Genomic DNA, 11775 nt, shown 5'->3' on the forward strand with positions numbered 1-11775 from the left:
TTTGACATTCAATTACCGTATCTTAAAGAAAAGAAGCTTGTTAGGTCATAGCTTATACTTTAGGATACGGTTGATTTTCCGTACCCATATTAATTTATTTAGCTTATGAATCAACTCATTAAGTGGGCTTTGTGCTGGGCGATTATTTTCTCTTCCATAACTGGATTTTCAAATATTTTAATTTTGAACGGACTTACCCATGAACACGCCATTTTGGGAGAATCTGCTCAAGTAAAAGGAGTCATAAAACTAAAAAATGATGCCGAGACTCCTATGAAAGTGCTATTTTATAAACAAGAGTATTTACTTGCTTGTGGTCAGGAATCTAATTTTGCCAACACACCAACACACTCGTATTCGTTAGCACGTTATCTCACAACGCCATTATCTGAGAAAATACTCGCGCCTAAAGAAGAATTTGATTTGCCCTATTCGGTAGCATTGCCACAAAGCTCTCCAAATGGAAGTTACTGGTCGGTTATCATGATTGAGGCTGCCGACCCTATTACTAGTAACGACCCTTCGGGGGTAAGTATCAACTCAAAGGTGAGATACGCTATTCAGGTTATTGCGAACAAAGGTGCCTTTGAAAGCCCGAAATTATCTTTCTTGGATGTTCGCTATAATGCTAAAAAACAGCAGGCTTCAAATAGTCAGGTAATTGTCTCACTCAAAAATGAAGGACGCTTTTCAGCTAAAACAAAGGTTTCATTAGAGATTTATAATGACAAAGGTGAAAAAATAAAGGTATTTGAAAGTTTGTCTAGAAGAATTTACCAAGACAAATGCAATACCTTCGAAGTAGATATTGTAGGACTCCCGAAAGGAAAGTACGAAGGAATTTTGATTGCCGATAACGGCACAGATTTATTTGCCTCCAATCTTGAACTATCTATCGAGTAAAGTAGCCTAGGTTGACAATGTGTTCCCTCAAGTACATATTATCCCCAAAAATCTTTATTCTATGTCTAGCAGTAGAGATATTCGGTGCTTTCACAAAAGCACAGGGACAAACATTGCCCAAAATTCAGCAATTAAAATACCCTTCGGATATTTCTCCAGGCGAGCACTTCACTGTTTTTTGTGATGTCAAACATCCTTTAAAACAAGGGATTGTGCCTATTCAGTTAATAGCGCCACCCAATTGGGCAACGATTTTGACCAAGCAAATTCCTATTAACGATAGTACAAGCAGGTTTGTTCAAACGATGGTATGTCCGAATAAGGTAGCGATTCGCCCCTATTATTTTGTATTTCAGTCACAAAAACAATCTATTGCGAATTTTCCCATTACTATCAGAAAGGTTCATCAATTGATAATTACGCCGATCAATCTTCCTGAATTTGCCAAAGAAGGAGATACACTGAATATTTCATTCTCCATTCAGAATGCGGGTAATATTCCTGAAAAAGCAACAATTGGCTTAAATCAAGGTAAAATATTTAGTCAAAAAGATACCCTCGATGTGCCAATAAATGCGAATGAAAGCTTCACTATTTTTACGAGGCATGTTATTCAAGCCACCAACCAAGGAAACTGGAATTATAATCCGATTCTATCACTTAAAACGAAAGACACTTCAATTATTAGCGTTGTATCCATTCCTGTATACGGAACCACTCGCAAGGAAGATAATTCGTGGCTCAAGTTTCCCCTAGAAATTGGTGGCGTTTATATTGGCACAAAGCAGGGTGATTTGTCGACTTCTGCTTACCAATTTGACGTAAGAGGGAAAGGATTCTTAGACCTTTCGAATAAGCACTATATTGATTTTACCGCCCATGGACCCAACCAATTTCAAATTCCTATGATTGGCTCATATGAGATTTATTCCATGAAATATGATTTCAAAAAAAATCTATCAGTACAATTAGGCGACTATAATTTAAGACTTTCTAACTTACTAGAATTTGGTCGGTTTAGCAGAGGGGCAAAAATAGATTGGCGAAATGAAGTAATAGGAACGAGTTTTTACTATGCAAAACCTCGTTTTGAATCTGACCTCAACTATCAATTGGGAGGTAATGTATCTTGGTATTATTCAAAAAACAATTTTATTACCGCTGGCTATCAACGAAAAGGCGTGTTACTCAGAAATCAATCTTTTGATGCTAATATCTTGAATCTTTTTTCTAGTATTACGACTGCCAAAATTCATTGGGAAACAGAGTTAGCACAAAGTATTTCTAACAATGGAACAGATTATGCGATTCAGAATAATTTTAATTGGTATAATAAATGGATAGCGATTTCGAGTAATTTGATTTATGCAGGCAAAAATTTTTACGGATTTTATAAAAGTGGCTGGCAGACTTTCAATTCCATTAATTTTACCATCAACAACCATCTTTCTTTAGGGATAAGTCATAATCTCACTAGAATAAATCCTTCTTTCGACCTGCTTGTATATAATTCTTCGCCCTATCTCAAAAGCCTGATTGGGCAGTTGAATTATCGATTCAACTATCGAAGTATGTTACGACTCAGTTACAATATTCTTGAAAGAGAAGATAGATTAGAGCCAAAATCTTTCTATTACAGAGAATCCTTTGGTGGGCTAGGCTATGATTATAACGGGGAAAAATTTGCGCTCTCTTACAATGGCAGATGGGGTAATGCCGAAAACTTGTTGGTTCCCAATGATGAAAACATCATTAAAACCTCTTTTTCCAATGCTATAAATCCTCAAATCAGGCTAATTCCTTCGCTTTGGCTAGGGGGTATTTTTGAACACCTTTACACGAGTAAATATTCGGCGACCAACAGTAATACAAATTACTATTTCTATGGTGGCTCTTTCAGACTTAACATTCGTCCATGGCTCAATGCAATGGCGACTTATCGAAACAACTTTACGCCTGATGCATTTGTTCAAACACAAAGTTTTTTGTCAGGAAACCTCAATCTCGATTTCAAGCATCATGCCTTTAGTCTAATTGTTGGTCAATCTTTTGTCCCTCAAGCAATTAATCTTGGAAATATCAACCGAGATGCTATTTATTTTTCGTTAAAATATACCCTAAAACTGAATTTACCTTTAGCAAAAGATAAACGCCAAGGTACAGTAATAGGTCAGTTGAGTAGCAATGACAACACGCTTTCGGTAGGGAATGTCATGGTATCTTTAGGGGAGAAAAAGGTATTAACAGATGCCAATGGCAAGTTTACTTTTAACAAAATCATTCCTGACAAATATCTTTTCAGAGTAGAACCCAATCCTAACTTTTTTAATGTTGCGATAACCCCTCGTGGTCCGATAGAAGTCCAAGTAAAGAATGATAGTGTTCATACGTTAAAAGTAGCGATTGCCAGAACGGGTATTATCAATGGTATAATTCAACTGGTAGACCAAAATGGCAACAAAAAAATAGATAGCACACTGGTATTTCCTACTATCTTTATTAAAATACAAAATGACCAAGGCTCTATTACTACCAAAGTAAATGCCCTTGGTGAATTTAGTTTTAGTGATGTAATCCCTGGTTCTTGGAATTTATCGGCATGGCTTGTCAACAATCAAAATACATTTCAATTAATAGATGCCAATCAGAATGTCCAAGTAAATCCAAGCAAAACCGTTGATATCGCCATTGGCTTACAGTCACTTCAGCGAAAATTGGTATATGGTAGTAAAAGTTTTCAGATAAAATTACATAATAAAAATCCTTAAAGAATACCCCATGAGATAATTGGAGCCAACATGGGTAAAAACGAAAAGCCTACATGATGAAATTGCTGTTATTTGCTAAAATATTGATTTTACTATTCCTAAGTGTACAAATTAATGCCCAATCTACTGTATCTGTAGGCATTACGTTGAACTCTGTGGCATTGCTAAAATTAAGTCCTAATAGCAACTCTATTACCTTTAGTTTTTCAGCACCTTCTACCGCAGGTGGAGCTATTAGCACTTTGACAAATACGACTAAATGGCTCAACTTCAGTTCGGCTGTTGCACCTAGTGCCTCTAGAAGAATCACAGCACAAATTTCGGGGGGTACTGTCCCAAGTGGCTTACAACTTACTGTACTCGCAGGAACAGCCGTAACAAGCACAGGGACAGTTGGTTCGTCATCAGGCACAGTTACCTTATCAACATCTAGCAATACAATTATTAACAATATTGGCGGCGCTTACACAGGAAGTGGCTCTAATACGGGATATAACCTTACCTACTCTTTAAGTGTGAGTAGCTATCAACTATTAAGATCAGGGACAAGCTCATTTTCAGTAACCTATACGATGGTCGATAATTAAAGAAAAAGTTTCAGTATATGCTCAAAAATCTGTCATATTATCTCCTCTTTACGCTTTTCTTTTTTGTTTTTCAACAAAAAGGCATTACTCAAAGCATTGCCATTCAATCAGGAGGAACCTCTTGGTCTGTTACTGTACCTGCCAGTAATATTACCACTGCCGGGCTTGACTACAGCATCAATATGACCAGCGCAACCAACCAATCGCTAATGAATATCAGTACACTTCTGACTTATGAAGTTCGAGCCAAGAAACAAGATACACTTTGGGATAGTAGATTAGAGTTGTATGTACGAAAAACAGGAGATGGAACTCCCGTGCTTCTCGCCACCATAAGCCCTTCGGGAGTTGGCAGCTATAATTTACTCGGAAGCTCTGACGTAACTCTTTTCTCAGGATTATTGGGTAGAACAGGAGTTCCACTTCAGTATGAAATCAGGGGAATTTCAGTTGTAGTACCTGTTCGAACTTATTCGACCACCATTGTTTATACTTTTGTGGGGTTATTATAACATACCTTCATCGGCAAAACTGAGATAAGTTTTATCCGTAAAAATCAAATGATCTAAAACGGGCATATCCAAAAACTTTCCAGCTTCTACCATTTTCTTTGTCAAATCTTTATCCGCCTGACTTGGTGCAGTGTTTCCAGAAGGATGATTGTGAGACAAAATCATCGCACTCGCGAGATTTTCTAAAGCAAGTTTAAAAATCAATTTTGGATCGGCAACCGTTCCAGCCACTCCACCAGAGCTAATGCATTGACAACGAATTACTTGATTAGCACGATTAAGCAAAATCACCCAAAATTCTTCATGTGATAAGTCCAGCATATAAGGCTTTAGTACTTGATAGGCATCATTGGAGGAGGTAATTCTTGGTCTTTTAGGTACTTCAGCGTCTTTTCGTCTACGCCCCAACTCCAAAGCACTTACAATCGTGATTGCCTTCGCTTCGCCGATTCCTTTAAATTTAGCAAGTTCTTTGACAGTCAGTCGAGCCAATTGGTTCAAATCACCGCCGACACCTTGTAAGATCAATTTGGCAATGTCGATAGCAGTCAGTTTTTGAATACCAGAACCAATCAGAATCCCTAATAATTCGGCATCCGAAAGAGCTGATTTGCCTTTGAGGAGAAGTTTTTCGCGGGGACGGTCCTCCTCCGCCCACTCTTTGATATTGAGATGTTCGCTAGAATATGATGACATAGGTGAATGTATTTACTATATTTTTTTAGGTAAATATGTAGAAAAGTATTGTAATAAGTCGTATTTTTTGAAAATTTTAGTATTTGTACTATCACTTCAATAGGTATTAAGTATTAGTGCAAAATTATATTTCAGTTTTTATCCTAGGGACAAGGCAACAGGCACAAGGCAAAGAGTGTTAGAATATTTTTAACGATCAAGGACATACATTTTACCCTAAGCCCACAGCAGGAAGCCATTATCTGAAAGCCCAAAGAACAATCTTAAATTTTATTTTGCCCACTAACTTAAGCTACATACCTTAAGCTAAAAGTTTAAAATGTATTGAATGAAATCACGAATACATTTTTGCCTAATGCCTACGGCTTATAATCTAGTATTAATCATACAAAAAGGGTCTCATTTTCAAATGAGACCCTTTCTAGACTTAGTATTTTGAAGCTGATTAAGCTGCTACTTTACTCACCAACTTAGCTAACTTTGATTTCAAGTTAGAAGCTTTATTTTTGTGAATAATGTTCTTCTTAGCCAATTTGTCTAAAGCTGAAGAAACTTTCTTATAGAGTTCAGAAGCTACTGCTTTATCGTTAGTTTCACGTAAACGTTTTACCATTGTACGAGTAGTCTTGTGTTGGTAACGGTTACGCAATCTTTTAGCTTCGTTCGCTCTAATTCTTTTTAACGCTGATTTGTGATTTGCCATTTTTATTTCCCGAATAATATTGGTTTTCTAAATTGAAGTGCAAAGGTACAGAAAAAGTTAGACTTCCACAACCTAATTGTAGTATTTTCTTTTCAGATTTACCAATAATATACTCAATATTAATTGAAAAATTGATTTTTGCGGTGCAAATGTCGTTGAAATAAATTGCATTTCCAAGATTAGCCGTGTAACTTTAATCAGTTTATTCATCTTATTTTGATAGTTCTCACATGAAACCTACCCTATTTCTACGAAGTTTTTTACTTCTTATGCTTTATGGCTACTCCTTCCCTGCTAATTCTGACCAAGTTAGTCATTGGGGATTTTTTGGGCATCAACTCATTAATCGACTTGCAGTTTTTACACTCCCACCAGAAATGATTGTTTTTTATAAAAAACATCTTGGGTATATTGTCGAACATGCTGTAGACCCCGACAAACGACGCTATGCGATTCCTGATGAAGCACCAAGGCATTTTATCGACTTAGATTATTATGGCGACAGTGCGTTTTTTCATTTGCAAAAACCTTGGGAGCAGGTGGTGGAAAAATACTCGGAGGATACCCTCAAAAAGCATGGTATTGTACCTTGGCATATTCAGTTTATGAAATATCGTCTCACCAAGGCTTTTGAAGCTAGGAATTTGACACTTATCCTTAAATGTTCGGCAGAAATTGGGCATTATATTGGAGACTCAAATGTTCCATTGCATACTACCTCTAACTATAATGGACAAAAAACACAACAAGTTGGGATTCATGGGCTATGGGAATCAAGGCTTCCTGAGCTTTTTGCGAAGAATTATGATTTCTTTGTAGGAAAAGCCGAATATGTAAAATCTCCACAAAAACGCATTTGGGCACATATTAGGGTTGCGAACGCTTGTCTAGATTCTGTTTTTAGATTTGAAAAAGCACTACAAACTCATATCCCATCCAACAAGCAATTTAGTGTGGACGAACGAAATGCGATAAACACAAGAACCTATTCTCAATTCTATAGTCAAACCTATCATAATCTTCTCAATCATCAAGTGGAGCGCCAAATGCAGGCAACAGTGAAAATGATTGGAGATTTTTGGTACACTTGTTGGATCGATGCAGGACAACCTGATTTAAACGATTTATCTCAACAAAACTTGAGTGATTCATTACAAATAGCGGATAAAAAAGAAGCTAATTCGTGGCTCAAGCGTATTTTTTCAGCTAGGGACGAAAATGAATAATAAATTTCTGGTAGAAGATAAGGATAAAAATACGGCATTAGGATTTAAGCATTATGCTAAAGACTAAAAGTTGAAAAGTATTTTAGAAACATTATTGCGTATTCACGAAAATTATGCAAGTCTATCACTTGAGCTATAATTTTGCTTCAATTCAGACAATTTATCTTCTACCTTTGTATTATGAAAAATCAATTTAGAAGAAATAGCGATTTTCGTAGAAAAAATCAGCCTAATCATAAGACTAATAAACCTGGTGTAAAGTCAGATTTAAGTCATCTTAGTTTGGATAAACCTGCGGTTGTATTGAATGCAGGCAAAGAATTACCTGTAAAACGTTTTCACCCTTGGGTATTTTCGGGGGCAATTTCCCAAATTTTAGGAGAACCAACAGACGGACAGGTGGTAGATGTATTAGATTTTGAAGGTAGCTTTTTGGCTACTGGCCATTACCACGAAGGAAGTATTGCTGTAAAAATATTCTCATTTGAACAAACAGAAGCTGACGAAGAATTTTGGTTTAACAAAATGGCGAAGGCTTTTGAAGTACGCAAATTAATCGACTTTGAACAAACCAATTGTTTCCGTTTGATTCATGGCGAAGGCGACGGCTGCCCAGGGTTAATCGTTGATATTTATAATGGCGTAGCAGTTTTGCAAGCTCATAGCATTGGAATGCACCTTGAGCGTCATAAATTGGCAAATGCCATCAAAAGAGCATTGGGCGATAACTTAGTGGCTATTTATGATAAAAGCGTAGAGACTTTGCCTCCTCAATATGCCGCAAATCAAAAAAATGGATATTTAATCGGAACAAGTTCGGTACCACATCCAGCCAAAGAAAATGGTCACACTTTCTTAATTAACTGGGAAACTGGGCAAAAAACAGGTTTCTTCCTTGACCAACGTGATAACCGTGCTTTATTGGCTCGTTATGCAAAAGGCCGTAAGGTATTAAACTCGTTCTGTTATTCTGGTGGTTTTTCTATTTATGCTCTCAACGAAGGAGCAACTTTGGTGCACTCGGTAGACGTTTCACAAAAAGCCATTGACTTAGTTAATCAGAACGTAGAAGTAAACTTTGGAGATAAAAATGCCAATAATCATGAGGCGTATGCAGAAGATGTTATGAAATATCTGAAAGCAAACGACCAGTTTTATGACTTAATCGTTCTTGACCCTCCTGCATATGCGAAAAGCATGGATGCTCGCCACCGTGCAGTGCAAGGTTATAAGCGTTTGAATATGGAAGGTTTTAAGCGTTTGGGCAAAGGTGGCATTTTGTTTACGTTCTCATGCTCACAAGTAGTAGATAGAGAATTGTTTTACAATACAGTTGTATCAGCAGCGTTAGAGGCTGGGCGACAAGTGAGAGTATTACACCATTTGACGCAACCATCAGACCACCCTGTTAATTTCTTCCATCCTGAAGGAAGTTATCTAAAAGGTTTGGTTCTTTACGTTGAGTAAATAAAACCAAAAAGATATACAAAAAGGGCTGACTCAGTGTTGAGTCAGCCCTTTTTGTATATCTTTTTCTAGTAAATCAATACTTGAAATCTTATTGCTATTCAACAAATCTGAATAATCTGTTCCAACGAATTTTGCTCAAGAAAGATTTGTTTGGGTCGAGTGACATCCAGATAAATACCGCTTTACCAACGATGTGGTCAGCAGGAACAAAACCAAAGAATCTTGAATCTTCTGAATTGTGACGGTTGTCACCCATCATAAAGTAATAATCTTGTTTGAAAGTATAAGAAGTTACGGGCTTGCCATCGATACTTACTTTGTAATTTTCAATAACAACGTTTTTGTTACCTTCATAATATTTGATCACATACTTATACTTATCAATATTCATTGAATCCAATTGGATTGTCAAACCAGCTTTTGGCACTTGAATCGGACCAAAGTTATCACGATTCCAGTTATAAAGTGCTGAACTCATTGGCGCATCTTCTTGGTGGATGATATTAGGTCCAACTTCCATGCGCTCCCCTTTTGGAGAAATAATAGGAGTGATTTCTTTCACACCTTCCAACTGCTTTAATTTAGCAATATTTGATTCGAAAGTATTCACCACATATACAAAATATCCTTTTTTCGTATCAGAAGAATCTCCTTGATAAGGTCCAACCAAGTTATTATTCTCATGACCCATTGCATCTATACCATTGTATATTCCTAATTCTTCAAAAGGTTTTACGTCTGTAATTTCTTTTGTTGTTTTAAGAATATAACCATGTTGCATTTTAGCAGGATTGGTAGCAGGTTTACTATTGATGTACAACTGCGTATTTTTAATTTCAATCAAATCTCCAGCTGTAGCAACACAACGTTTGATATAATAGGTTTTTAAATCAACTGGAGCATCGCCATCTGGTGCATAATTTGGCACATTGAAAACAACGGCGTCGCCTTTAGTCACATCAGAAAAACCTGGCAAACGGTAAATAGGAAGATCTAACCAAGTTAAATAAGAAGGTAAATCTGTACCCCAAATTTTTTGGTGAGTCAATGGTACTTGTAATGGCGTTTTAGGCGTACGAACACCATAGTGGAGTTTGCTCACAAACAAGAAATCTCCAACCATCAAGCTACTTTCCATTGATGAAGTCGGAATCGTATAGGCTTCGAAAAAGAAGAAACGAATCAAGGTAGCAGCCACAACTGCAAATACAACTGAATCAACCCACTCACGAAAGGCTGACTTTTTAACAGGCTTTTTTTCAGACATTTTACAAAAATCTTAAATTTCTTTGATGGTTATGTAGCTAAGCTTTTACACAATAAGTCGTGATTCTTTACCTAGAATTACATTTCCATGAATTTATTTTTCAAACATTGACAAAATAAAAGCACTAAGTAATCCAACATTGTATTACTTAGTGCTTTTGAATGCTATTATTCTGCTAACAAATCTTCCATGCCAAATACGCCTTTTTTGTCAGCAATCCACTCTGCTGCAATAACTGCGCCTAATGCAAAACCTTCACGACCATGTGCTTGGTGCAAAATTTCGATTTGGTCAATATCAGAAATATATTTAACAATATGCGTTCCTGGCACTTTACCTTCACGAGCTGACCAAATTGCCACTTCGTTTTCGGCAGGAATTTCGTTATTAATCCATTTTTCTTTGCCAGCAAGATTTTCAATTAAACCTTCAGCAATAGTAATTGCAGTTCCACTTGGAGAATCTTTCTTTTCGGTGTGATGAATCTCGGTTGTGCTTACGCTATATTGTTTTTGAGGGTTCATCAATTTGGCTAACATTTTATTCAGTTTAAAAAATATGTTAACACCAATAGAATAATTTGATGACCAGAAAAATGCACTTCCTTTTTCTAATGTTAAAGCCTCTAACTCAGGCTTTTTCTCTAGCCAACCTGTCGTTCCTGAAACTACTGGAATACCTTTTTCAATACAAGACTTTACATTTTCGTATGCTGAAAGAGGATGGCTAAATTCAATTACTGCATCCACATCAGCAGCGGTTAGAGCATCAAATTCGCTACGGTTATTTACGTCGATTCGTGCTACTATGTTATGACCTCGGCTCAGAGCAATCTTCTCTATTACTTTACCCATTTTGCCATAGCCGAGAAGAACAATATTCATGTTAATTGAGACTATTTATGTGAAAATTTTAATTCTATTTATTATTTCAACGCCAATGTGATTTTTGCACCAAACGCAGGACTATTCATAAAAGGAGTCGTCACAGATGGTTGTATTTTCATTGAAATATCATCAGTCAAATCAAATGTTTTTAAGTGTGCCGTTACATTGGCATCAACGATATTGGCTGCCCAAATGACGAGTACAAACAAGATTGCAGTATCTCTATATCGGTGATAATATTGGGTTCCAGTTTTTAGTTGTGCTGCCGTCATCTCACGAGTAACACCATTATAAGTAATGGACGTCCCCGTTAGCTTATTCTCTGTTACATATCTTGATTTATTCAAAAACAGTTGATAGTATTCATTGTTATGAATAATAAAATAAACATTTACCCCAAAACCCGCGGCTAAAATCGGTAACTTCCAATACTGTCGATTATAGATTTGTCCCCATCCTGGCACCATTGCTGAACGAATAGTGGCTATTCTTGGAATAATCTTATACTGCTTTTTCCCTGAATCTAATGACTTAGCTACTTTTGTCAAGTCATCTTTTGGAATTTGAATGGTATCGGCTTTCAAGATTTGTGCTGGTGAACAATAGCTCAACAACATAGCAATTATACTCAAAAGCCATACTTTTTGTATGTGTTTCATGCGTATTCTAGTCAAAATTTCTTGCAAAGTTCATGTAAAATAACTTCGTTTTCAATGCCTTAACAAGATTTAACAAAACTATTGTTGGAAAATCGAC

11 protein-coding genes are annotated in these 11775 nt (G+C 36.5%); 6 read left to right on the plus strand and 5 right to left on the minus strand.

Going from position 1 to position 11775, the window contains the following annotated elements; genetic code table 11:
* Nucleotides 1-105 precede the first annotated feature (105 nt).
* From QM524_RS11985 to QM524_RS12000, 4 genes are all read left to right on the plus strand, one after another.
* The gene (locus QM524_RS11985; RefSeq protein WP_283344778.1) at nt 106-903 is read left to right on the plus strand and encodes a hypothetical protein; all 798 of its coding nucleotides are present in this window, start codon (nt 106-108) and stop codon (nt 901-903) included.
* Between the two features lie 113 nt (nt 904-1016).
* A complete protein-coding gene (locus QM524_RS11990) occupies nt 1017-3671 on the plus strand; it encodes an MSCRAMM family protein (RefSeq protein WP_283344779.1) in 2655 nt (884 codons plus the stop codon).
* 53 nt (nt 3672-3724) lie between these two features.
* The gene (locus tag QM524_RS11995) at nt 3725-4258 is read left to right on the plus strand and encodes a hypothetical protein (protein ID WP_283344780.1); all 534 of its coding nucleotides are present in this window, start codon (nt 3725-3727) and stop codon (nt 4256-4258) included.
* 17 nt (nt 4259-4275) lie between these two features.
* A complete protein-coding gene (locus QM524_RS12000; RefSeq protein ID WP_166579373.1) occupies nt 4276-4770 on the plus strand; it encodes a hypothetical protein in 495 nt (164 codons plus the stop codon).
* Here QM524_RS12000 and radC read toward each other — a convergent pair.
* Nucleotides 4765-5466, minus strand: coding sequence for a RadC family protein (radC, locus tag QM524_RS12005; protein ID WP_166579374.1), 702 nt, complete (start codon nt 5464-5466; stop codon nt 4765-4767). The two genes, QM524_RS12000 and radC, sit on opposite strands and share 6 nt — an antisense overlap.
* A 445-nt stretch (nt 5467-5911) precedes the next feature.
* Nucleotides 5912-6169 (minus strand): 30S ribosomal protein S20, encoded by a 258-nt coding sequence (gene rpsT / locus QM524_RS12010; RefSeq protein WP_095162422.1) that lies wholly within the window; start codon nt 6167-6169, stop codon nt 5912-5914.
* A gap of 230 nt (nt 6170-6399) precedes the next feature.
* On the opposite strand from rpsT, the gene QM524_RS12015 reads away from it, so the two are divergent.
* Nucleotides 6400-7395, plus strand: a complete 996-nt coding sequence (locus QM524_RS12015) for a zinc dependent phospholipase C family protein (protein WP_283344781.1) — start codon at nt 6400-6402, stop codon at nt 7393-7395.
* Between the two features lie 282 nt (nt 7396-7677).
* A complete protein-coding gene (locus QM524_RS12020) occupies nt 7678-8862 on the plus strand; it encodes a class I SAM-dependent rRNA methyltransferase (RefSeq protein WP_388045837.1) in 1185 nt (394 codons plus the stop codon).
* Nucleotides 8863-8959: 97 nt separating this feature from the next.
* Here the strand turns inward: QM524_RS12020 and lepB are convergent, their stop codons facing one another.
* The 3 genes from lepB to QM524_RS12035 all read right to left on the minus strand — a co-directional run bounded on the left by lepB (nt 8960) and on the right by QM524_RS12035 (nt 11678).
* Complete coding sequence (lepB, locus tag QM524_RS12025) at nt 8960-10132, minus strand: signal peptidase I (RefSeq protein WP_283344783.1); 1173 nt, start codon at nt 10130-10132, stop codon at nt 8960-8962.
* Nucleotides 10133-10299: 167 nt separating this feature from the next.
* Nucleotides 10300-11016, minus strand: a complete 717-nt coding sequence (dapB, locus tag QM524_RS12030) for a 4-hydroxy-tetrahydrodipicolinate reductase (protein WP_283344784.1) — start codon at nt 11014-11016, stop codon at nt 10300-10302.
* A 41-nt stretch (nt 11017-11057) separates the two neighbouring features.
* Nucleotides 11058-11678, minus strand: a complete 621-nt coding sequence (locus QM524_RS12035) for a DUF5683 domain-containing protein (RefSeq protein ID WP_141234736.1) — start codon at nt 11676-11678, stop codon at nt 11058-11060.
* Between the last annotated feature and the right edge of the window lie 97 nt (nt 11679-11775).

This window comes from Flectobacillus roseus (assembly GCF_030056595.1).
GTDB lineage: Bacteria > Bacteroidota > Bacteroidia > Cytophagales > Spirosomataceae > Flectobacillus > Flectobacillus roseus.

What these genes read in the sequence shown, in the direction of transcription:
- lepB (WP_283344783.1), bottom strand. Translation starts at nt 10,132, where the DNA reads ATGTCTGAAAAAAAGCCTGTTAAAAAGTCAGCCTTTCGTGAGTGGGTT.
- radC (WP_166579374.1), bottom strand. Translation starts at nt 5,466, where the DNA reads ATGTCATCATATTCTAGCGAACATCTCAATATCAAAGAGTGGGCGGAG.
- QM524_RS11985 (WP_283344778.1), top strand. Translation starts at nt 106, where the DNA reads ATGAATCAACTCATTAAGTGGGCTTTGTGCTGGGCGATTATTTTCTCT.
- QM524_RS11995 (WP_283344780.1), top strand. Translation starts at nt 3,725, where the DNA reads ATGATGAAATTGCTGTTATTTGCTAAAATATTGATTTTACTATTCCTA.
- QM524_RS12035 (WP_141234736.1), bottom strand. Translation starts at nt 11,678, where the DNA reads ATGAAACACATACAAAAAGTATGGCTTTTGAGTATAATTGCTATGTTG.
- dapB (WP_283344784.1), bottom strand. Translation starts at nt 11,016, where the DNA reads ATGAATATTGTTCTTCTCGGCTATGGCAAAATGGGTAAAGTAATAGAG.
- QM524_RS12015 (WP_283344781.1), top strand. Translation starts at nt 6,400, where the DNA reads ATGAAACCTACCCTATTTCTACGAAGTTTTTTACTTCTTATGCTTTAT.
- rpsT (WP_095162422.1), bottom strand. Translation starts at nt 6,169, where the DNA reads ATGGCAAATCACAAATCAGCGTTAAAAAGAATTAGAGCGAACGAAGCT.
- QM524_RS12000 (WP_166579373.1), top strand. Translation starts at nt 4,276, where the DNA reads ATGCTCAAAAATCTGTCATATTATCTCCTCTTTACGCTTTTCTTTTTT.